General features: G+C 64.0%; 18 protein-coding genes. 5 read left to right on the top strand and 13 right to left on the bottom strand.

Features of this window, described 5'->3' with window-relative positions:
* Nucleotides 1-3 precede the first annotated feature (3 nt).
* The 4 genes from ACSR1C_RS13515 to ACSR1C_RS13500 all read right to left on the bottom strand — a co-directional run bounded on the left by ACSR1C_RS13515 (nt 4) and on the right by ACSR1C_RS13500 (nt 3990).
* Nucleotides 4-1266, bottom strand: coding sequence for a cytosine deaminase (locus ACSR1C_RS13515; RefSeq protein ID WP_460259998.1), 1263 nt, complete (start codon nt 1264-1266; stop codon nt 4-6).
* On the bottom strand, nt 1266-2126 hold the full coding sequence (locus ACSR1C_RS13510; protein ID WP_460259999.1) for an ABC transporter permease: 861 nt from the start codon (nt 2124-2126) through the stop codon (nt 1266-1268). The genes ACSR1C_RS13515 and ACSR1C_RS13510 overlap by 1 nt, the downstream gene beginning before the upstream one ends.
* Nucleotides 2123-2914, bottom strand: a complete 792-nt coding sequence (locus ACSR1C_RS13505) for an ABC transporter ATP-binding protein (RefSeq protein WP_460260000.1) — start codon at nt 2912-2914, stop codon at nt 2123-2125. Before ACSR1C_RS13505 ends, ACSR1C_RS13510 begins: the two co-directional genes overlap by 4 nt.
* Before the next feature lie 68 nt (nt 2915-2982).
* A complete protein-coding gene (locus ACSR1C_RS13500; protein ID WP_460260001.1) occupies nt 2983-3990 on the bottom strand; it encodes an ABC transporter substrate-binding protein in 1008 nt (335 codons plus the stop codon).
* Between the two features lie 230 nt (nt 3991-4220).
* Between ACSR1C_RS13500 and ACSR1C_RS13495 the strand changes: the two genes are divergently transcribed.
* On the top strand, nt 4221-4610 hold the full coding sequence (locus ACSR1C_RS13495; RefSeq protein ID WP_460260002.1) for a RidA family protein: 390 nt from the start codon (nt 4221-4223) through the stop codon (nt 4608-4610).
* Here ACSR1C_RS13495 and ACSR1C_RS13490 read toward each other — a convergent pair.
* The 6 genes from ACSR1C_RS13490 to ACSR1C_RS13465 are packed head-to-tail and all read right to left on the bottom strand — an operon-like array spanning nt 4607 to nt 10906.
* Complete coding sequence (locus ACSR1C_RS13490; RefSeq protein ID WP_460260003.1) at nt 4607-5380, bottom strand: ABC transporter ATP-binding protein; 774 nt, start codon at nt 5378-5380, stop codon at nt 4607-4609. The genes ACSR1C_RS13495 and ACSR1C_RS13490 overlap by 4 nt on opposite strands.
* Entirely contained in the window at nt 5377-6234 is an 858-nt protein-coding gene (locus tag ACSR1C_RS13485; protein ID WP_460260004.1) for an ABC transporter ATP-binding protein, read from the bottom strand. Before ACSR1C_RS13485 ends, ACSR1C_RS13490 begins: the two co-directional genes overlap by 4 nt.
* A complete protein-coding gene (nikC, locus tag ACSR1C_RS13480; RefSeq protein ID WP_460260005.1) occupies nt 6231-7145 on the bottom strand; it encodes a nickel transporter permease in 915 nt (304 codons plus the stop codon). The genes ACSR1C_RS13485 and nikC overlap by 4 nt, the downstream gene beginning before the upstream one ends.
* The gene (locus ACSR1C_RS13475) at nt 7142-8200 is read right to left on the bottom strand and encodes an ABC transporter permease (protein WP_460260006.1); all 1059 of its coding nucleotides are present in this window, start codon (nt 8198-8200) and stop codon (nt 7142-7144) included. Before ACSR1C_RS13475 ends, nikC begins: the two co-directional genes overlap by 4 nt.
* Entirely contained in the window at nt 8200-9795 is a 1596-nt protein-coding gene (locus ACSR1C_RS13470; protein WP_460260007.1) for an ABC transporter substrate-binding protein, read from the bottom strand. The genes ACSR1C_RS13475 and ACSR1C_RS13470 overlap by 1 nt, the downstream gene beginning before the upstream one ends.
* A 52-nt stretch (nt 9796-9847) precedes the next feature.
* The gene (locus tag ACSR1C_RS13465) at nt 9848-10906 is read right to left on the bottom strand and encodes a dipeptidase (RefSeq protein ID WP_460260008.1); all 1059 of its coding nucleotides are present in this window, start codon (nt 10904-10906) and stop codon (nt 9848-9850) included.
* 135 nt (nt 10907-11041) lie between these two features.
* Between ACSR1C_RS13465 and ACSR1C_RS13460 the strand changes: the two genes are divergently transcribed.
* Nucleotides 11042-11950, top strand: a complete 909-nt coding sequence (locus ACSR1C_RS13460) for a LysR family transcriptional regulator (protein WP_460260009.1) — start codon at nt 11042-11044, stop codon at nt 11948-11950.
* Here the strand turns inward: ACSR1C_RS13460 and ACSR1C_RS13455 are convergent, their stop codons facing one another.
* Genes ACSR1C_RS13455 through ACSR1C_RS13445 form a run of 3 tightly spaced genes read right to left on the bottom strand, consistent with a single transcriptional unit; the run spans nt 11951 to nt 18578 of the window.
* Nucleotides 11951-12829 (bottom strand): transglutaminase family protein, encoded by an 879-nt coding sequence (locus ACSR1C_RS13455; RefSeq protein WP_460260010.1) that lies wholly within the window; start codon nt 12827-12829, stop codon nt 11951-11953. It lies immediately after the preceding gene.
* 6 nt (nt 12830-12835) lie between these two features.
* Entirely contained in the window at nt 12836-15226 is a 2391-nt protein-coding gene (locus tag ACSR1C_RS13450; protein ID WP_460260011.1) for a circularly permuted type 2 ATP-grasp protein, read from the bottom strand.
* A gap of 4 nt (nt 15227-15230) precedes the next feature.
* Nucleotides 15231-18578 (bottom strand): transglutaminase family protein, encoded by a 3348-nt coding sequence (locus ACSR1C_RS13445; RefSeq protein WP_460260012.1) that lies wholly within the window; start codon nt 18576-18578, stop codon nt 15231-15233.
* Between the two features lie 169 nt (nt 18579-18747).
* On the opposite strand from ACSR1C_RS13445, the gene ACSR1C_RS13440 reads away from it, so the two are divergent.
* The 3 genes from ACSR1C_RS13440 to ACSR1C_RS13430 all read left to right on the top strand — a co-directional run bounded on the left by ACSR1C_RS13440 (nt 18748) and on the right by ACSR1C_RS13430 (nt 21233).
* Nucleotides 18748-19527 (top strand): HAD-IIB family hydrolase, encoded by a 780-nt coding sequence (locus ACSR1C_RS13440; protein WP_460260013.1) that lies wholly within the window; start codon nt 18748-18750, stop codon nt 19525-19527.
* A gap of 15 nt (nt 19528-19542) precedes the next feature.
* Nucleotides 19543-20763: a glycosyltransferase family protein gene (locus tag ACSR1C_RS13435; protein WP_460260014.1), complete on the top strand. Its 1221-nt coding sequence runs from the start codon at nt 19543-19545 to the stop codon at nt 20761-20763.
* A 122-nt stretch (nt 20764-20885) separates the two neighbouring features.
* A complete protein-coding gene (locus tag ACSR1C_RS13430) occupies nt 20886-21233 on the top strand; it encodes a P-loop NTPase family protein (RefSeq protein WP_460260015.1) in 348 nt (115 codons plus the stop codon).
* Nucleotides 21234-21326: the final 93 nt, after the last annotated feature.

Here is a 21326-nt window from a genome sequence, read left to right as displayed (position 1 = left end):
GGCTCACCTCATCAGATCGTCGAGTTCGGAATAATCGGGCAATGTGCGGTCGATCGCGCGGCCCGCGCGCAGCACGATGCGGTCGGATTGCGGGCGGGCGAACAGTTCGGTCCAACTGCGGGCCTTGCAGATCACCAGATCGGCGGGCGCCCCCGGCGCGAGCGAGGGCAGATCGAAGCCGCAGGCGCGGGCCGGGTTGGTCAGGAACGCCGCAGGCCAGTCGGGATCGGAATGATCCAGATGGCTGATCCGCGTGGCCTGGCGCATCACCTCGATCATGTCGAGATCGCCATAGGCATAGAACGGATCGCGGGTGTTGTCCGACGCGAAGGACACATTGATCCCGCGCGCCTTCATCTCATGCACCAATGTGACCCCGCGCAGCCGCGGCGTGCGGCCCGGCACGCGGTCCTGCAAATACATGTTGCACATCGGCAGGCTGACCACGTTGATCCCCGCCTTGGCGACCAGATCAAGCGTATGCAGCGCCTCGGCCGTGTCCTGCACCGACAGCGAACAGCAGTGCCCCACGGTCAGCGGCGCGTCGAAGCCCATTTCCAGCTTGGTCTCGGCGATCACCCGCAGCGTGGACACCGAGGGGTCAATGCTTTCGTCCACATGCATGTCGGTGTCCAGCCCGCGCGCGGCGGCCATGCGAAAGAAGGTCTGGATGCGCGCCTTCAGATCGGGAACCGGATAGCTGACCATGCCCAAGGTGGCCCCGCTTTGCGCCACGATATCGGCGGTGCGGGCAAAGAAATTATCCTCGGCCACGTTCTCGATCGACACCAGGCACGACGCCTGCAGCGCGATGCGCCCGGCCCAGTCTTCCCGCAATTCGCGGAAGATGGGGAAACTGATTTCATCCTGCGGCGCGAGGCTGTCCAGATGGGTGCGGATCGCGCCGGTGCCATGCGCCCAGGCGCAGCGCAGCGCGAAATCCATCCGGCGGCGCACATCGTCGGCCGACCAGTTGGCGGCGCGGTCTTCGGCCACCGTGGCCAGCGCCCCCATGAAGGTGCCGTCGGGGTTGGGCGCGCGGTCCCAGATATGGCCCTTGTCCAGATGGGTGTGCATATCGACGAAGGCGGGAAAGACGATGGCGCCGCCCATGTCCACCGCATCGCCGGCGCCGCTGTCGGTGATGCGCCCGTCTTCGATCGTCAGATCAAGGGGTATGAGGTCTTCGTGTTGTCCCAGCAGGCAGGCGGGGGTCTTGAGGTTCTTTAGTGTCACAGCGCCGCTGGGCAGAACGCGAAAATCCATCAACCCTCCCTTTTGAGTGCACTTTCATGCCATTTTCGCAGCAGCATATGGCTGAGAAATGACAGGCCCGCAAAGATCACCACGCCCGACCCGGCGATCAGCAAAAGTGCCGCGAACATGCGTGGGATGTTCAGCCGGTAGCCTGCCTCCAGAATGCGGAATGCCAGGCCGGAACCGATGCCGCCGGTGCCGGCCACGTATTCCGCCACCACCGCCCCGATCAGCGACAGGCCACCCGCGATCCGCAACCCACCCAGAAAATAGGGCAGCGCGGTCGGCAACTGCAAAAAGCGCAGCCGCTGCCAGCGCGTGGCGCCGTAGATCTTGTATAGGTCGCGCAGGTTGTGGTCGGTCGAATTCAACCCCAGCGTAGTGTTCGACAGGATCGGAAAGAAGGCCACGATCCACGCGCACAACAACAGCCCCGCCATCCGGTTATCGACATAGATGAAGATCAGCGGCGCGATCGACACCACCGGCGTGACCTGCAAGATCACCGCGAACGGATAGAACGACATCTCGACCAGGCGGCTTTGGGTGAACAGCACCGCCAGCCCGACCCCGCCGATCACCGCCACGGCCAGCGCCATCAGGGTGATCTGCAAGGTCACCAGAAGTGAATCGAACAGGATCGGCCAATCCTTGATCAGGGTTTCCAGCACCAGACCCGGGCCGGGCAGGATGTAATGCGGGATCTCGTTCCACACCACGATGCGGTCCCACAGGCCGACCGCGCCGATCAGCACCAGCATCGGCAGCAGCCATTTCCCCACGGTCTCGAACCGGCGGGCACGGGCGTGGCGCAGCTCTTCCTCGTCCACGGTCACCGGGACGGGCACTTCTATCTCCGTCACACTCATGCGTGCTCTCCGATCGCGGTCACCAGTGCGTCCGAGGTATCGCGGCACAGCGCGGCATAGCCGGCCGAGGTGCGGAACGACTCATTGCGCGGATAGGGCACGTCGATGGACATCTCGCTGCTGACCCGGCCCGGCCGCGCCGCCATCACCACGATGCGGTCGGACAGAAAGACGCTTTCGAACACCGAATGGGTCACGAAGATCACCGTGCAGCCGATCTTGGCCTTCAGGTCCAGCAGATCGTTGTTCAGCTTTTGCCGGGTGATTTCGTCCAGCGCGGCAAAGGGTTCATCCATCAGGATCAGCCGGGGCCGGGTCACCAGCGCGCGGGCAATCGAAACCCGCATCTTCATGCCGCCCGACAACTCGCGCGGATAGGAATTCAGGAACTTCTCCAGCCCGACCAGGCGCAGCGCCTCAAGCACCTCGTCGCGGACCGCGTTATAGGTCTTGCCGCGCAGACGGAACGGCAGCCAGACATTCTGCGCCACCGTGGCCCAGGGCATCAGGGTCGGTTCCTGAAACACCACGCCCAGATCGCCCTGCCCCTGCCCGCCTTCCCAGCGGATCGCGCCCGTGGTCGGGCGCATCAGCCCGGCGATCAGCCGCAGCGCGGTGGATTTGCCACAGCCGGACGGCCCCAGCAGGGAAATGAAATCGCCCTGATTGACGGTCAGGGCCATATCCTTCAACGCGACAACATCGCCACCAAATACCTTATCCACATTGACCATTTCCAAAACTTTGGGCCGTTGGCCAAGCGGAAGCGGCGCGGGCGCAGTTGCCATCGGGATCTCCGTCCTTAGATGACGAAACGGGCCACACCATTCGGGGCCCGTTTCGCTGGTATTGCCAATTATTCGCCCAGAAGCTTTTTCTTGACCGGAAGTGCGGCGCCGGTGTTCGAAAAGTCCAGCGTATACACACTGGACAGATCCAGACCCGGCTCGATCACCTTTGACGCGACCATCTTGTCATAGAAATCTTCGATGGTTTCCGCGGACATTGCCCCGATCCCCAGTTCCAGCGCAATGCCGCTGTCGACGATGCCGTATTTCTTCATCGCTTCGATCGAATAGGCCAGTTGCTCGTCGCTCATATCCGGGTTTTGCGACTGGATCAGCGCATTGCCCAACGTCGGATCGCCGTAAAGGTAATTCGCCCAGCCGATCGACGACCCTTCGACGAAACATTTCACCGCGTCCGGCTTTTCATCGATCGTGGCCTGCATGGTTTCGACCAGCGTGGCGTAGGTGTTGAACCCTTCGTCGGCGATGACATAGATATCCGGGTCAAAGCCGCCCTCGCGCTTGATCGCGAAAGGCTCGGACGTCACATATCCCTGCTGGGCGGCGTCGGGGTCGGCAATGAAGGGCGCCGAGTTGAACGTATAGGGCACGCGCTGTTCCGCGGAGAAGCCGAACTCGGTGATCATCCACTGAAAGTAGGACTGAAACCCGTTATCCCCGATCAAAAGCTTGGGCAGGGTTTTCAGCTCTTCGAAGCTGTTCACGCGGCCCGGATGGGTCATCAGAACCTGCGGCTCTTTTTGGAAATGGGCGGCGACGACCTTCAGCGGGATGCCTTGCTGCACCGCCGCGAACGGTAGCAGAAGGTTGCCCGACATGTTGAAGTCAAGCTTGCCCGCCATCAGCAGCGCGCGGTTATTCACCTGCGGGCCGCCGGGCACGATGGTCACGTCCAGACCGCACGCTTCGTACGTTCCATCCGCCGCAGCCTGATAATAGCCGCCATGTTCTGCCTCCGGCACCCAGTTGGTGCCAAACGTGACTTTCTCGTTGGCCGTTGCCGCCGTGGCGGACAGGGCCAGGGCGACGGTCGCCACCGTGCGTTTCAGGGTCATGGGAGCCTCCATTCATAATGCCGCGTCTAGACGCTAGTGTTCGGGGCGATCGCTTCGCCAGTCAACATGCACTCGCAGACTCATATTTTGATCAATTGCTCAAAAATGCGGCGGGTTTTCCCGGAAGACGCGCAGTTGTTGTTCGTTGCGGCGCAGACGCGGCTGGCGGGATTTACAGCCGCCCCACAGCCCCTGCACCATCGGCCGGTAACGTACTGCAGGAGATTCCCATGCCCCCCCTTTCCCCCACCTCGATCCGGCCCCCTTTCGCGCGCTATTCCCATGGCGTCGAGGTCCCCGCCGGGGCGCGGTTGGTGGTCACCTCGGGGCAGCTTGGGGTGCGCCCCGACGACACCGTGGCCGAGGGCGCGCAGGCGCAGGCTGAACAATGTTTCGAAAACATCGCGGCGATCCTGGCCGAGGCCGGAATGGGCCCGGCGGATGTGATCCGCATCAATGCCTTCGTCACCGACCGGGCGCATATGGCGGGGTATATGCAGGCCCGCGATGCCTGGCTGGCGCAGGCGGCGGACCCGCCGGCCTCGACCCTGGTGATCGTGTCGGGATTCACCCGACCCGAGTTCAAGGTCGAGGTCGAGGTGACCGCGGCCGCGATCTAAAGCGCGGCCACCGGCTCGTCCCGGTAATAGCCCAGCGAGGCCTTCAGCAGATGCTGCGTATAGGGGTGCTGCGGCGACATCGCGCGCATGTCCTCGACGCTCATCACCTCGACGATCTCGCCGTCCTTCATCACCGCGATGCGTTCGCACATATGGCCCACCACCGACAGGTCATGCGACACCATCAGGAAGGTCAGATTGTGTTCGGTACGCAGATCGGTCAGCAGATTCAGAATCTCGGCCTGCACCGACACGTCCAGCGCCGAGGTGGGTTCGTCCAGCAGCAGGATCGAGGGTTCCGGCGCCAGGGCCCGCGCGATCGCCACCCGCTGACGCTGCCCGCCCGACAACTGATGCGGATAGCGGAACCGGAACGACGGGCCAAGCCCGACATCCGTCAGCAGTCGCTCGATCCGGCTTTCCACATCGGTGAAACCATGCAGATACAGCGTTTCGCTTAACACCTGATCCACCGAATGACGCGGATGGAGCGAGGCATAGGGATCCTGAAACACCATCTGCACAGTCTTGTAAAAAGACTTGTCGCGGGTGCGGCCGACGGGGCGGCCATTGACCTCCATCCGGCCCGACCAGTTCGGCGCAAGCCCGGTCAGCGCGCGCATGATGGTCGATTTGCCGGACCCACTTTCGCCGACCAGGCCGAAACTTTCGCCGGTCGCCACCTCGAAGGTCGCGCCCTTGACGGCATTCACCCGGTCGCGGCCCGCGCCGAACCAGACATTCAGGTTCTCGAAACTCAGCGCGCTCATGCCGCCGGCCCCACGCTGGGCGCCGCGGCCCAGGCCGGATCGCGCTGCAGCACGTCCAGCCGGCGTTTTGGCGCATCCAGCCGCGGCAGCGAATTCAGCAGCCCGCGGGTATAGGGGTGCGTCGCCTCGTGCAGCTTGGCGGCGTCGCAGGTTTCCACCACGCGGCCCGCATACATGATCAGCACCCGGTCACAGAACTGCGCCACCAGATTCAGGTCGTGGCTGATGAAGATCAGCCCCATGCCGCGTTCCTGCACCAGCTTGTCCATGATCTGCAGAACCTGGCCCTGTACCGACACATCCAGCGCCGAGGTGGGTTCGTCCGCGATCAGGATTTCGGGATCCGGGATCAGCATCATCGCGATCATGATGCGCTGGCCCATGCCGCCTGACATCTCGTGCGGATAGGCGCGCATCACCCGTTCGGGATCGCGGATCGACACGGCCTCCAGCATTTCCAGCGCCTTTTGGCGCGCCTGGGCGCGGCCCGCGCGCGAATGCAGCTGATAGGCCTCCATGATCTGGTCGCCCACGGTCATCACCGGGTTGAGCGAGAATTTGGGGTCCTGCATCACCATCGAAATCCGCTGGCCGCGCACCGCGCGCATCTCGCGCTCGGATTTGGCCAGCAGATCCTCACCGGCCAGTGCGATCCGGTCGGCCGTCACCTGCCCCGGCGGGCGGATCAGCCGCAGGATCGCCCGGCCGGTCATCGACTTGCCCGACCCGCTTTCGCCGACGATGCCCAGCCGCTCGCGCCCCAGATTGAACGACACACCGCGCACCGCGTCGAACACGCCGTTGCGGGTGGGAAAGCGGACCCAAAGGTTTTCAACTTCCAGAAGGTTGGTCATTTCTCGTCCTTCGGGTCAAGCACGTCGCGCAGGCCATCGCCCAGCAGGTTGAACGCCAGCGATACGGTAAAGATCGCCAGCCCCGGCACGGTGGCCACCCACCAGTGATCCAGGATAAACCGGCGCCCCTCGGAAATCATCGCGCCCCATTCCGGGCTGGGCGGCTGCGCGCCGAGCCCCAGAAAGCCAAGCCCGGCGGCGGCCAGAATGATCCCGGCCATGTCCAGCGTCACCCGCACGATCAGCGACGAGATGCACAGCGGCCATATATGCTTTGTGATGATCCGCAGCGGCCTGGCGCCCTGCAGGCGCACCGCGCTGATATAGTCGGAATTGCGGATGGTCAGGGTTTCGGCCCGCGCGATCCGCGCATAGGGCGGCCAGGCGGTCAGCGAAATCGCCAGCACCGCGTTCTCGATCCCCGCACCCAGCGCGGCGACGAAGGCCAACGCCAGAACCAGCCGCGGAAACGCCAGAAAGATATCGGTGATCCGCATCAGGATCATGTCGATCCAGCCGCCGGCATAGCCCGAAACCGTGCCCATCAGCAGCCCCACCAGCGGCGCGATCAGCGCCACCAGCGCCACGATATAAAGCGTGATCCGCGATCCATAGATCAGCCGCGACAGCAGATCCCGGCCCAGCGAATCCGTGCCCAGCACATGCCCCTCGGCGCCGATCGGTTTCAGGCGGTTGGCCAGGTTCTGCACGAACGGATCCTGCGGCGCCAGCAGCGGCGCGAAGGCCGCGACCAGCAGCAAGAACACCAGGATCGCCAGCCCGAACATCGCCATCGGGTTGCCGCGAAACGCCAGCCAGCCCTGATAGGCAGAGGCCAGCCGCGCATGACGGCGCGAGGTGGGCGAATCTGTCAAAAGCCAGTCGCGCAATGTCGGATATGTCTCGCTCATTTGGCCCTCGGGTCGAAGAAGCGGTAAAGCAGATCGGAAAACACGTTCAGCAGAACGAAGATCAGCCCAACCGTGACGGTGCCGCCCAGAACGGCGTTCATATCCGCCGATAACAGCGCCGTGGTGATGTACGAGCCGATCCCCGGCCACGAAAAGATGATTTCGGTCAGAACGGACCCTTCCAGCAGGTTGGCATAACTCAGGGCGATCACGGTGATCAGCTGCACCAGGATGTTGCCGAAGGCATGGCGCCAGATCACGGCGCGTTCGGACAGGCCCTTGACCCGCGCGGTGGTGATGTACTCGGCGCTCATCTGTTCCAGCATGAATGACCGTGTCATGCGGCTGATATAGGCCAGACTGTAATAGCCCAGCAGCGACGCGGGCAGGATGATATGGCTCAGCGCGTTGCGAAACACCGACCAGTCACCGGCGATCGCGCTGTCCAGCAGGATCATGCCGGTGCGGGTGGGCACGACATCCTCATAGAAGATATCCAGCCGCCCCGGCCCGCCGACCCAACCCAGAATTCCATAAAAGATCAGCAGCCCCATAAGGCCAAGCCAGAAAATCGGCATCGAATAGCCCACCAGCGCCACGACGCGGGCGATCTGGTCGATCCACGAGCCGCGCTTGACCGCGGCCAGCACGCCCAACGGTACGCCCAGGAAAATCCCGATCAGCGTCCCCAGCGTGGCAAGTTCAAGCGTGGCGGGAAACACCCGCCTGATATCGTCCGACACCGGCCGCGACGTCAGCAGCGAGTTGCCGAAATCGCCATGCAGCACGTCCCAAAGGTAATAGCCGAACTGCACGATCAGCGGCTTGTCCAGACCCATCGCCGCGCGCGCGTCGTCATAGGTGGCCTTGGTCGCGCTTTCGCCCACGATTGACAGCACCGGGTCGATCGGCATGACCCGCCCGATGACAAAGGTCACGAACAGCAGGCCCAGCATCGTCATCGCGACAGAGGCCAGCGTAACCAGCAGCGACTTCAGCCAGGTCGGAAGAGGCAGCCGCTGCCGCCCCTCCCCTTGGTTTTCGCTCAGCGCCATTACTTGGTCACGGGCCAGTAGGATACGGCCGTGATCGCGCCGCCGAGGTTCAGATGCTCGACGTCGTCGTTCATGCCCATCTGCTCGATCTTCTGGAACATGATGCCGAAGGGCGAGATTTTGAGGAATTCGCGCTGCATGTCCTCATACATCGCCTTGCGCGCCTCAAGGTCACCTTCGACCACGGCGGCCTCGACCTTTTCGGTCAGCCCGCCGGTGTCCCAGGCGTTGCGCCAGGCCAGAAGGCCGGTCGCGCCTGCCTCGTCCGAGTTGTCGGGATTATAGGCGAAGGTGCCGGCATTGGTTTGCGGATCGGGATAGTCCGGGCCCCAGGCGCCGATATAGAGGTCCAGTTCGCGCGCGCGGTATTTGCTGAGGATCTGCTTGCCGGTACCGATCTCCAGGTTCAGCGTGATCCCGGCCTGGGCAAAGGTGTTCTGCAGCGTCTGCGCGATTTCCAGGCGCTCCTGCGCTTCACGCACACCGGCGGTGATTTCCAGGTTTTCCACACCGGCCGAGGCCAGCAGTTCCTTGGCCTTTTCGACATTCAGCGAATAGGGCGCATCGTCGATGGCCCCCAGATAGGTCGCCGGCAGGAAGTTCTGATGCACCGTCCACTGGCCCGTCAGGAAGCTGTCTTGCATGCCTTCGTAATCGACCAGATATTTCAGCGCGGTCAGCACTTCGGGCTTTGACAGTACCGGGTGCTTCATGTTGGCCGAGAAATACATCAAACGGCCGCGCAACTCGCTTGCCACCTCGATATCGTCGGCGCCGGTGATCCCCTTGATGTCTTCGGGGTTCAGGTTGCGGGCCACGTCGATATCGCCTTTTTCCAGCATCAGCCGCTGGGTGGCACTTTCCTGCACATGGCGCACGATCACGCGCTCCATCGCCGGGGCGCCCAGATAGAAATCGGGGTTGGACACCAGCGTGACCGATTCATTCGGCTTCCAGCTTTGCAGCTTGTAGGCGCCCGAACCGGCGGTGTTGGTCTTCAGCCAGGTGTTGCCCAAATCGCCGTCGACCTCGTTCTCCATCACCAGCTTCTTGTCGACGATGCCACCGATGGTGGCGGTCAGACAGTTCAGCACAAACGAGGTGGCATAGCGCTTGTTGGTGGTGATGGTCAGGGTGTTGCCATCGGCGACGATGGTTTCTTCCACATTCTCGGGGGTAAAGCCGAACTGCGTCAGGATGAAGCTGGGCGTCTTGTTCAGGGTCACCGCGCGACGCAGCGAAAACTCGGCGTCCTCGGCGGTGACCGGGTTGCCCGAATGGAACTTCACACCGTCGCGCATGGTGAAGGTGATGGTCTTGCCATCCTCGGACACGGTCCAGCTTTCGGCCAGATCGGGGCCATAGCCCGCGTCCAGATCCATCGGATCGAAATTGACCAGCTTGCCATAGACATTGCGGCTGACATCTGCACCGGCGAATTCGAAGCTTTCGGCCGGGTCCAGCGTGGTGATGTCGTCAAGCCGGTTGGCGATGACCAGCATGTTGTCCGGCGTTTCCGCCAGCACCGGCAGGGCCGTCATGCCCAGAGCAAGGCCGATCGCGGCCCCTGAAAGAAGCTTGGTGATCATAGTCATGTCTCTCTGTCTCTCCTGTTGGTTCAATTATTCAGCCGCGCGGTATGGGGTCTTATGCCCCCCAGGTTTTTTCCAGTACGCGCAACCAGTTCGCGTGGCACAGCTTGGTGATCAGCGTATCGTCATACCCATGCTCCGCCATTGCCTGTCTGAGGGCGGGCAACCCTGCCGCGGTCCCGATTTGCGACGGGATCTCGGCCCCGTCGAAATCGGATCCCAGACCGACACGATCTTCGCCCAGATGCTCGATCAGATGGTCCAGATGCCGCAGCATCTGGTCAAGGCCCGTGTCCAGCATCCGGCCGTCATCGCGCAGAAAGGCCACCGCGAAATTCAATCCGACCATGCCATCGCTGTCTTTTATGGCAGCAAGCTGTTTGTCGGTCAGGTTACGCGAATGCGGACAAATCGCATAGGCGTTCGAATGGGTCGCCACCAGCGGCGCCGTGCTGTGGCGCGCCACGTCCCAAAACCCGGCCTCGTTCAGATGCGACAGATCCAGCATGATGCCCAGCTCGTTGCAGCGCCGCACCAGCCGGACCCCGTGATCGGTCAGCCCGGTGCCGATATCGCCGGTGCTGGGAAAACGGAACGGCACGCCATGGCCGAAAATCGTCGGGCGGCTCCAGACCGGCCCGAGCGAACGCAGCCCGGCCTGATACAGCAGCTCCAGCGTATGCAGATCGGGATCGATCGCCTCGGCCCCTTCGATATGCAGGATCGCGGCGATGGTGTCGCTGTCCAGACAGGCGCGGATATCGGCGGCGGTGCGGCAGACCTTCAGCGCGCCCAGTTCCTGCAAGCGGAACAGCGTCGCGGCCTGGGTCAGTGCCACCGGCAGCGCGTCTTCCCATTCGATCGGTTCGGGCAGCGGCAGGTCGTATTGCGACTTGGTCATTTCATCGAACTTGAGGGCAAGATCGATGGGCGACGGAATATAGATCGCGAAGAAACCGCCGCCGAAGCCACCGGCGCGGGATTTCTCACCGTCGATATGCCCGCCGCGCCCGGTCAGGAAGGTTTCGGCCTGCCCGACACCACCGGCGCGGTAAAGTTTCGACAACACATCGTTGTGACCATCAAAGATGGCGGGGGCGGTCGGTCCGGTCATGTTGACCTCATGTGACGGAATCTTTTGGAAAGGGCACAAAGCCTGACCAGAATGCTACTGCAAAAAGCCTCATGGACGAGTCGAAAATCCATGATTATTACTCATTTGTGTATGAACAAAAATTGACAGGGCGAAATGGCACGGAAATCGGGGCACAGCCTGTCGGAATATCAGGCGCTGCGCGCGTTGATGGAGGGCGGCACGACCACCGCGGCCGCGCGCCGGCTGGGCCTGACCCAATCGGCGATCAGCCGCGCCATCGGCACGCTGGAGGCCCGGACCGGGCGCACCCTGTTCGAGCGCGAGTCCGGCCGTCTGCGCCCGACCGAGGACGCGGTGCGCCTGAACAGCCGGCTGGATCCGCTGTTCGACGCGCTTGACCGGATCGACGGCCCGGCCGCGCCGGTGCGCGAAAGCCTGCGCCTGATCGCGCCGCCCACCTATGCGCACCGCTTTCTGGTGTCGATGGTGACCGGCTTTCTGCAGGCCAATCCGCATTTCTTCGTCAGCTTCGAGGTCAACACCTCGGACGAGGTGATCCGCGGCATTCTGGAGGATCGCTTCGATCTGGGTCTGATCGGGGTGGAACTGTCGCGCTCGGGCGTGCGCCTGATCCCTTACCGGGTGTCCACCGCGGTCTGTGCGATGAACGTCGATCATCCGCTGGCCGGCAACGCGGTAATCCACCCCGCCGATCTGCATGATCAACGGCTGGTGGCCAATACCCACCGCCACGCCCGGCGCGCGCAGCTTGACAAGCTGCTGCACGAGGCCGGCGCGCGGCCCGAGATCGTGGCCGAGGTTTCCACCTCTTTCGCGGCGATCGATCTGGCAAAGGAAGGGCTGGGCCTGACCGTCGCGAACCCGTTTCCGGTCTATCACTACCGCGCCCGCGACATGGTGTTCCGGCCCTTCGCCTCGCCGATCCAGTATCGCAGCTATTTCGCGGTTTCGGATCAGCGCCCCCTGCCCCGCATCGCGCGGGCCTTCATGCGGCACCTGCGGCTGCACACCCCGGCTGACCCGTTTTCACAAAAGGGCTGATCAGCCCAGCGGCACCACATCCACGGATTGTCGGCTGGTATGCGCCCCCGAGGTGCGCAGTACGCCCTTCACCGGCGCCACGTCCGCATAGTCGCGGCCGCGCGCGATCACGATGTGATCGGTGGTGGCGAAGACCGCATTGGTGGGGTCGTATTCGACCCAGCCCATTTCGAACCCGCACCAGGCACGCACCCAGGCATGCATCGCATCCGCCCCTTCCAGCCGCGGCTTGCCCTCGGGCGGGACGGTCCGCAGAAAGCCGCTGACATAGCCGGCGGGAACGCCCAGGCTGCGCAGGCAGGTGATCATCACATGGGTGAAATCCTGACAGACGCCGTGCCGGTTCTCGAAAGCCTCGCGCGCCGAGGTGTCGACCGTGGTGGCATCGGCGTCGAAGGCCATGTCGCGGTGCAGGGCCAGGCCCAGCGCCTCGACCACCTCGAGCGAGGTGACCGCCTGCGCGGTTTCGGCCTGCGCATACTCGGCCATCGGTGCATCGGGCACGATCCGGGGCGAGGGCCCCAGAAAATGATGCGGCGCGATCGGGTCCAGCCCGTGAAACGCCTCGACCTCGTGCCCCAGGTCGGACAGCCGGGGCGACATGTCCAGCAACCGGCCCTGTGCGATCAGATCGACCCGGGCCTGAACCTGAAACAGCGTGGTCTTGTGCGGCGCGGCAAAGGCCACCTCGTTGGTGCTGTTGGCAAAGAAATCGGTGTCCCCGAACCATTCATCCGGCTGCGGCTCGATCTTCAGGCTGGCCGAGATCAGGCGCTGCTCGCCCGGCAGATCGGCAGGCACCAGCCGCAACAGATGCCGCCCCGACGCGGCCGGGCTGCCATAGCTGTATTCGATCTCCATCAGGATGTCGTAAAGCATGCTGTCCTACCTCAGATACGCCTGGGCCAGCCGGTCCGACATATCGGCGATCCCCGCCCCCAGATTTTCCAGAAACGCGGTGTCGATCTCTTCGGGGCTTTGCAGCGCAAGGTCGGTATGGATGCGCAGCACGGTGCGCTGCAGCGGCGACAGCCGGCCGTGATCCGCCGGGCCGGGCAGAAAGCGCAGATGCTCCTGTATATCATTGAGCTGCGCCAGCACGGAACGCGGGTTCAGCCCGTCCAGCGCCATCAGATCCAGCACCGTGGCGCGGTTCGCCGTCACCGAATAGCGGCGCCGGTGGCTCATCGTGCTGTCGCCCAGTTCCAGCAGCAGATCCTGCGCACCCTCGGGCGCCTCCGCGCCGGTGAAGGCCAGCAGGCTGGAGGTCATGCTGCCCGCGCGTTCCAGCGCCCGGCCGATCGACAGAAAGCGCCAGCCGTTAAAGCGGTACATGTTGTCCTGCACCAGCCCCGAAAATCCCGACACCTTGCGCAAAAGCTGCCCCATGGCGCGGGCCGCATCGTCGCCCGGCTGCAGGCTGTCTTCAAGGCTGCGCAGGGTTTCCATCAGCTCGCCCAGCGCCATCGAGCCGTCGACCGAAAACCGGTCGCTGACATGGGCCGCGCTGCCGGTCGCCGCCGACATGGCCGCGGTCAGGGCGTCGGGGATCGGCATGTCGGGGTCGATGCCGCGCACATCCATGTGCCCGGTCAGCGCCACCAGAAGCGGCGTGTCGGGCCGGACCGCTTCGGCCAGGCGGGCGTGATAGGCGCGCAGCAGCCGCAGCAGGTTCTCTGTGCGCTCGACATAACGGCCCAGCCAGAACAGATTGTCCGCCGCCCGGCTGGGCAGCGCGCCGGGCTGGGCGCGCTCGAACAGCTCGGTCTCGCGCGGCAGCATGGTTTCGCTGTCGGACGTGGCGCCGCCGATGACCCAGACATCCGACACCAGCCCGCCCTTCTGCATCGCCACCCCGGTCGAGGCATCCGACAGCCCGATCCGGGCAAAGCCGCCGGGCATCACCTGCCAGCCGTCGCGGGTGCGCGCCAGGAACACCCGCAGGCTCATCGGGCGCGGCTGCAGCTTGCCGTTCACGAAGGCCGGGGTGGTCGATAGCTGCACCTGCTGCTGCCCCACCAATTGCGCGCCGTCCCGCGCGATCCTGTCGGCGATCTGATCCGGCGACAGATCGCCGGCCAACATATCCTCGGGGGCGAAGGCCAGCCCGGTGGAATAGGCCGCGCTGATCGTCATGCTGTCGGCATTGCGCGCGACATGGGCCCGCTCCTCGGCGCCGCCGCACCACCAGGTGGCGATGTTGGGCATCCGCAGCCGCCGCCCCATCAGCGCCTCGGACAGGCGCGGCATGAAGGCCAGAAAGGCGCGGGTTTCCAGCACGCCCGCGCCCAGCGCGTTGATCATGGTCACATTGCCGTCGCGCACCGCCCGCAACAACCCCGGCGTCCCCAGCCGCGAGCCTTCGTTCAATTCCAGCGGATCGGCCCAGGACGCATCCAACCGCCGCCACAGCACGGTGATCGGCTGCAATCCGTCGATGGTGCGCACCATGAGCTGGCCGTTGCGCACCGCCAGATCCTCGCCCTCCAGCAGCATGAAGCCCAGATAGCGGGCGATATAGGCATGCTCGAAATACGTCTCGTTCATCGGGCCGGGCGTCAGGATGCCGACGCGGCTGTTTTCATCCGCGCGCAGCCCCTGAAGCGTGTCGCGAAAGGTGCGGAAGAAACCGGCCAGCCGGGTAACATTGGCATTGTCGTAAAGCCCCGAATAGACCCGCGCCGTGGCGATCCGGTTTTCCAGCGCAAAGCCCGCCCCCGACGGGGCCTGTGTGCGGTCGCCAAGCACCCACCATTCGCCGCGCGGCCCGCGCCCGATATCGAAGGCCATGAAATGCAGGAAATGCCCCGACCGCGGCCGCACCCCGACCAGCGGGCGCAGCCATTCGGCGTTCTGCGCGACCAGCGCGGGCGGCAGGTGCCCCTCGGCCACCAGCCGGTTGTCGCCATAAAGATCGGCGGCCACCGCTTCCAGCAGATCGGCGCGCTCGGACAGGCCGGCGGCGATTTCGCGCCATTCGGCCTTGTCGATCAGCACCGGCATATGGCTGAGCGGCCAGGCCCGCCCGCCGGTATCCTGCGGCCCGTAGCGGCGATAGAACACACCGGCATCGCGCAGATATTGATCGCCGCGCGCCATCCGGCGGGCCATCTCTTCGCCGCTGATCTGCGCCAGCCGCTGCATGAAGGCGGCCCAGACCGGGCGCACCTGCCCGTCCGGGCGCATCAACTCGTCCGGTACGCCCTTTGGCGGGCGATATCCCTTCAGGAATGTCGCCAGCGCCTCCCCCGCCCGATCCGTGCCGCGCGCCTCCACCGGCTCAGATCCCCGGCATGCGCCGCAGATCCAGCGTCATCGGAAACTCGCGATGCGGCTGCTCTGCGGGCGGCAGATAGGTGCCCGGCGTGTGGCCGCGCGCCTCGAACCGGGCCAGGCGGCGGGCCTCGGCCTCGTTGCCATTGACCGGGAAGGTATCATAGCTGCGCCCGCCGGGATGGGCCACATGATAGACGCAACCGCCCAGCGCATGGCCGGTCCAGGTGTCGAAAATGTCAAAGGTCAGCGGCGCATTGACCGGCAGAACCGGGTGCAGTGCCTCGGGCGGTTGCCAGGCCTTGAACCGCACCGCCCCCACCGACACGCCGCCGGTTTCGGTCTTTTGCAGCGGCACGCGGCGCTGGTTGCAGGCCACGACATAGCGTTCCGGGTCGGTGGTGGTAAGTTGCACCTGCAACCGTTCCACCGAACTGTCGGTATAGCGCACCGTGCCGCCGATCGCGCCGGTTTCACCCAGCACATGCCAGGGTTCCAGCGCCTGACGGATTTCCAGATGCACCCCTTCATATTCCACCTCGCCGCAGAACGGAAAGCGGAACTCGGCCTGCGCCTTGAACCAGTCGGGTGACAGGTCGAACCCGTGCTCCTTGAGGTTGCGCAACACGTCCAGGAAATCCTCCCAGATGAAATGCGGCAGCATGAACCGGTCATGCAGGCGTGTGCCCCAACGGATCGGGTGGCCCTGCACCGGGTTTTGCCACATCCGCGCGATCAGCGCCCGGATCAGCACCTGCTGCGCCAGGCTCATGCGCGGGTTCGGCGGCATCTCGAAACCGCGGAACTCGATCAGGCCCAGCCGGCCGGTGGGGCCGTCGGGGGAATACAGCTTGTCGATGCAGATCTCGGCACGGTGGGTGTTGCCGGTGACGTCGATCAGGATATTGCGCAGCAGCCGGTCCACCAGCCACGGCATCGGCGGCACGCCCTGCTGTGGTGTGGGAATCTGCGCCAGGGCGATTTCCAGTTCATAGAGGCTGTCATGACGGGCCTCGTCGAGGCGCGGCGCCTGACTGGTCGGACCGATGAACAGGCCCGAAAACAGATAGGACAGCGACGGGTGCCGCTGCCAGTGCAGGATCAGGCTTTTGAGCAGATCGGGGCGGCGCAGGATCGGGCTGTCCAGCGTCGTGGCCCCGCCGACCACCACATGGTTGCCGCCCCCGGTGCCGGTATGGCGACCGTCGATCATGAACTTGTCGGCGCCAAGGCGCGACTGGCGGGCCTCTTCGTACACAGCTTCGGTGGTGGCCTTGCATTCTTCCCAGTTGGCGGCGGGGTGGATGTTCACCTCGATCACACCGGGGTCGGGCGCCACACGGATCACGTTGAGGCGCGGATCATGCGGCGGCGAATAGCCTTCGATATGCACCGGCAGGCCCTGCCGGGCGGCTGCCGCCTCGGCCGCGGCGACCAGTTCCAGATAATCCTCGATACGCTCGACCGGGGGCATGAAGACGCACAGCCGGCCGTCGCGCGGCTCGACGGAAATCGCGGTGCGCACTGCGCCGCCGATGATGCCGATCTCCTGCTCGACCACATCCTGCGGCGCGGTGCCTTCGGCGTCTTCAACCTTGGTCACCCGCTGGGTGTGGTCCGCGGAAATCTCCGGGCCGCCGAATTCTTCGGGCTTGAAGTCGGGCAGCGGCCCGCGCGATTCGGTCGGATCGGCGATGTTGGTATAGGGATACTCGGACGCAGGCACATGCGGCAGCGTACCCAGCGGCAGACGATAACCCACGGGGCTGTCACCCGGCACCAGAAAAATATGCCCGCGCCGCAGTTTCCATTTTTCCGAGCGCCAGCGCCGACCGCTGGCCCGCGCCTGCCAGCTTTGCACCGGCAGCACAAAGCCCGAAGGCTCGGTCAGCCCGCGCGCAAAGACCCGCGCGATCCGGTGCCGTTCCTCGGGGTCTTTCAGCTTGGAATTCTCGGGCGTCACGTTTTCGGGCAGGTTGCCTTCCTTGATGATCCATTCGGCCGGATCCTCGAATGCGGGAACCACATAGTCCGGCGCCAGCCCCAGCTCGCCTGCGATGTCCTGCATCAGCATTTCGGCCTTGTCGGCATCGGCGCCCGTCTGCTGACCTTCCTGGGCGACAAGATCGGGGTTGTTCCAGATCGGCTTACCATCCTTGCGCCAGTACAGCGAGAAGGTCCAGCGCGGCAGGCTTTCGCCCGGATACCACTTGCCCTGCCCGTAATGCAGAAACCCGCCCGGCGCGAACCGTTCGCGCAGACGGCGGATCAGCACATCGGCGCGGTCCCGCTTGGTCGGCCCGACGGCGGCGGTGTTCCATTCCTCCGCCTCGAAATCGTCGATCGATACGAAGGTCGGCTCGCCGCCCATGGTCAGGCGCACGTCGCCCTCGGCCAGCGCCTTGTCCACCTTGTGGCCCAGCGCGTCCAGCGCGTCCCAGGCGTCGTCGGAAAACGGCTTGGTGATGCGCGGATGCTCGGCCACCCGGGTCACGGTCATGTCGAAGTCGAAGCTGACCTCGGCCGGGCTGGCCAGCCCCGAGATCGGGGCGGCATTGCGGTAATGCGGTGTGGCGGCCAGCGGGATATGGCTTTCGCCGGTCAACAGGCCGCTGGTCGGGTCCAGCCCGATCCAGCCCGCGCCGGGGACATAAGCCTCGCACCAGGCATGCAGATCGGTGAAATCGTGATCGGTGCCCGGCGGACCGTCGAGCGAGACAAGGTCGGGTTTCAACTGGATCAGATAACCCGACACAAAGCGCGCGGCGATCCCCAGATGGCGCAGCACCTGCACCAAAAGCCAGCTAGAGTCGCGGCACGATCCCTTGCCGATATGCAGGGTCTCGTCCGGGGACTGCACGCCCGGTTCCATCCGGATGACATAACCCGTCTCATCCGCGATCCGCGCGTTCAGACCGACCAGGAAATCCACCGTTCGCTGCTCGCTCCGGTCGATCGAGTCCACAAACGCCTGCAACGCCAGACCGGCGGGTTCGGGGGTGCGATAGATCGACAGATCCGGCAGGATGTCGTTGGCATAGTCGAACGGCCAATGCTCGGCGCTGTCTTCGACAAAGAAATCGAACGGGTTGTAGACCGACATGTCCGCGACCAGATCGACCTCGATCTTCAGTTCGCGCACCGGTTCGGGGAACACATAGCGCGCCAGCCAGTTGCCATAGGGATCCTGCTGATAGTTCACGAAGTGATCCGCCGGGCTGACCTTCAGCGAATGCGAGATCACCCGCGTACGGCTATGCGCCGCCGGACGCAGCCGGATTACCTGTGGCCCCAGGGTGACGGGGCGGTCGTATTTGTAATGCGTCAGATGATGGATCGCGGCTTTGATCGACATGTGCAGGATGACCTTTCTGGATGGCGTCAACCTTCCACAAAATTCACCCCCAGACTATCTGGTTTTTTCGCGCCCGCAGAAACAAGAGCGGGAATTGCGCATCCATAGGGTGCACCCCGCCCAAAACCGTGGCAGTCTGGCGGGAATGAACGCCAGAGAATCGTCGCCCATGCCCAGTCCGCCCATGATCGTCTTTACCGATCTCGACGGCACCTTGCTGGATCATGACAGTTATAGCCACGCCGCCGCCGGTCCCGCACTGGCCCGTTTGCGCGCCGCTGGCGTCCCCGTGATTCTGGCCAGCTCGAAAACCGCCGCCGAAATCGCGCCGCTGCGCGCCGCACTTGGCTTTGCCCATGTGCCCGCCATCGTCGAAAACGGCGCAGGCCTGCTGGACGCCGGTGCGGATGCGCCGACGACCGGCGGGCGTTATGGCGCGCTGCGCGCCGCGCTGGACGCTTTGCCGCCCGAGCTGCGGCAGGGCTATCAGGGCTTTGGCGACTGGGGGCCGGACGGGATCGCCGAACAGACCGGCCTGCCGCCCGACACCGCGGCGCTGGCCGCGCAGCGCCTGTATTCAGAGCCGGGCCTGTGGACCGGTCCCCCTGACCGCAAACAGGCGTTTCTGGCCGCGCTGAAAAAAAGCGGCATTCACGCGCGCGAAGGCGGCCGGTTTCTGACGCTTTCCTTCGGCGGCACCAAGGCCGGGCAGATGGATGCGGTGCTGGCGCGCTTCGGCAACCCGTTCTCGGTCGCGCTGGGCGATGCGCCAAATGACGTGGAAATGCTGGAACGGGCCGATCTTGGCGTCATAGTCGCCAATCCGCACCGCGCGCCCCTGCCCGAACTGGCGGGGGAAAGCGCGGGCCGAATACGGCGCACCACGGCCCCCGGCCCGATAGGTTGGAACCAAGCCATGTCGGCAATCATTGTCGAACACGGGCTATAAGCAGGAGAGAAGAGCTTGGCGGATTTTCATCAAAACGGAAACGTGGCGACGCTGCATAACCTGCGCACCACCACCCCCGAGGCCCTGTCGCATGAACTGGTCACCTTCGCGCAAACGCGCAAGATCAGCCTGATCCTGCCCTCGCTCTATTCCGAGCTGGAGGGTGAGGCGCTTCCGAACATCCTGGAGGAACTGGCGCAGGTGCCCTATCTGCACCGGATCGTGATCGGGCTGGACCGCGCAGACGAGGCACAATACCGCCACGCGCGCGAATTCTTCGCCAGGCTGCCGCAGGATCATGTGGTGATCTGGAACGACAGCCCGCGCATGAAGGCCATTCATCAGCGGCTGGACAATATGGGCCTGGACGCCGGCGAACCCGGCAAGGGCCGCAATGTCTGGTTCTGCCTGGGCTATACCCTGGCCTGCAAGGACAGCGCCGTTGTGGCCCTGCATGACTGCGACATCATCACCTATCACCGCGACATGCTGGCCCGGCTGGTTTACCCGCTGGCCAATCCGAATTTCCCCTATCAGCTGGCCAAGGGCTATTATGCCCGCGTCGGCGAGGGCAAGCTGAACGGCCGTGTCAGCCGCCTGCTGGTCAGCCCGCTTCTGATCGCGCTGAAGAAGGTGGTCGGGGATCGCGACTATCTCGATTTTCTGCGGGCCTTCCGCTATCCGCTATCGGGTGAATTCGCCATGCGCGTCGCGCCGCTGGCCGATTTGCGCATCCCGTCCGACTGGGGGCTCGAGGTCGGCGTGCTGTCCGAAGCCTGGCGCAACCTGGCGCCGAAATCGGTCTGTCAGGTCGAGATTTCGGACAATTACGACCACAAGCATCAGATCGTATCGGAAGAGGACGCCAGCAAGGGCCTGTCGCGCATGTCGATCGACATCGCCAAGTCGATCTACCGCAAGCTGGCCACCGACGGCACCGTGTTTTCCGAGGAAATCTTTCGCTCGCTCAAGGCCACCTACTACCGCTCGGCGCTGGATCTGCTGGAATGCTACAACAGCGACGCGCGGATGAACGGCCTGTATATCGACCGCCACCAGGAGGAAAAGATGATCGAGCTGTTTGCCCAGAACATCGTGACGGCCGGTCAGATCTTCCTCGACAGCCCCGCCGACAGCCCGTTCATCCCGACCTGGAGCCGCGTGCAATCCGCGGATTCGGCGCTGATGACCGACATGCTGCGCGCGGTGGCGGATGATTACGACGATTACGGGTGAGGTCGGAAAAGTGGCGGGCTGGGTTTGAAGGGAAACGTCCGCTAAGCGGACAAAGCCGTCATTGGCACCAGACGTAATTTCAGGCACTCTACTCTGGATTGAAGTAAGGTAGTGGGCGCGATTTGGACAAGGTTATAGTCACGGGTGCAAATGGGGTTGGCAAAAGTCACTTCGCGGCAAGGCTTGCTTCGGTGCGCCCAGATGTTCCGGTGCTTTCATTCGATTCTATTAAACTCACAACTGGCTGGGAACAAAGGCCACGTGCAGAAATAGATGCTGCCCTTGCTATCGAAATCGGAAAACCCATGTGGATTCTTGAAGGCGGTCCAAGTCTTTTGTTTCAAGCAGTTGAAAAGGCAGATGCTCTGGTCTGGCTGGACCCGCCAGAACATGTCAGGGCATGGCAACTTGCGACGCGACCATGGAAGTTTTTTGGAAAGACAGGGACTATCCTGAATTTTGTGCCCTGACGTGGTAACTGCTCGAAGAGGAGACCCACGTATGAGCATCGATAAAGACATCTTGGACCGATTGATGGAAGGCCGCGCGCCTGGTGATTTGTT

Source organism: Actibacterium sp. D185-2 (genome assembly GCF_054954595.1).
Note: the sequence above shows the minus strand (reverse complement) of the source record. Positions and strands in the feature narration are given on the sequence as shown.

Excerpts from the sequence above, each read along its gene's own strand:
- ACSR1C_RS13515 (WP_460259998.1), bottom strand. The coding sequence starts at position 1,266 with ATGGATTTTCGCGTTCTGCCCAGCGGCGCTGTGACACTAAAGAACCTC.
- ACSR1C_RS13510 (WP_460259999.1), bottom strand. The coding sequence starts at position 2,126 with ATGAGTGTGACGGAGATAGAAGTGCCCGTCCCGGTGACCGTGGACGAG.
- ACSR1C_RS13505 (WP_460260000.1), bottom strand. The coding sequence starts at position 2,914 with ATGGCAACTGCGCCCGCGCCGCTTCCGCTTGGCCAACGGCCCAAAGTT.
- ACSR1C_RS13500 (WP_460260001.1), bottom strand. The coding sequence starts at position 3,990 with ATGACCCTGAAACGCACGGTGGCGACCGTCGCCCTGGCCCTGTCCGCC.
- ACSR1C_RS13495 (WP_460260002.1), top strand. The coding sequence starts at position 4,221 with ATGCCCCCCCTTTCCCCCACCTCGATCCGGCCCCCTTTCGCGCGCTAT.
- ACSR1C_RS13490 (WP_460260003.1), bottom strand. The coding sequence starts at position 5,380 with ATGAGCGCGCTGAGTTTCGAGAACCTGAATGTCTGGTTCGGCGCGGGC.
- ACSR1C_RS13485 (WP_460260004.1), bottom strand. The coding sequence starts at position 6,234 with ATGACCAACCTTCTGGAAGTTGAAAACCTTTGGGTCCGCTTTCCCACC.
- nikC (WP_460260005.1), bottom strand. The coding sequence starts at position 7,145 with ATGAGCGAGACATATCCGACATTGCGCGACTGGCTTTTGACAGATTCG.
- ACSR1C_RS13475 (WP_460260006.1), bottom strand. The coding sequence starts at position 8,200 with ATGGCGCTGAGCGAAAACCAAGGGGAGGGGCGGCAGCGGCTGCCTCTT.
- ACSR1C_RS13470 (WP_460260007.1), bottom strand. The coding sequence starts at position 9,795 with ATGACTATGATCACCAAGCTTCTTTCAGGGGCCGCGATCGGCCTTGCT.
- ACSR1C_RS13465 (WP_460260008.1), bottom strand. The coding sequence starts at position 10,906 with ATGACCGGACCGACCGCCCCCGCCATCTTTGATGGTCACAACGATGTG.
- ACSR1C_RS13460 (WP_460260009.1), top strand. The coding sequence starts at position 11,042 with ATGGCACGGAAATCGGGGCACAGCCTGTCGGAATATCAGGCGCTGCGC.
- ACSR1C_RS13455 (WP_460260010.1), bottom strand. The coding sequence starts at position 12,829 with ATGCTTTACGACATCCTGATGGAGATCGAATACAGCTATGGCAGCCCG.
- ACSR1C_RS13445 (WP_460260012.1), bottom strand. The coding sequence starts at position 18,578 with ATGTCGATCAAAGCCGCGATCCATCATCTGACGCATTACAAATACGAC.
- ACSR1C_RS13440 (WP_460260013.1), top strand. The coding sequence starts at position 18,748 with ATGCCCAGTCCGCCCATGATCGTCTTTACCGATCTCGACGGCACCTTG.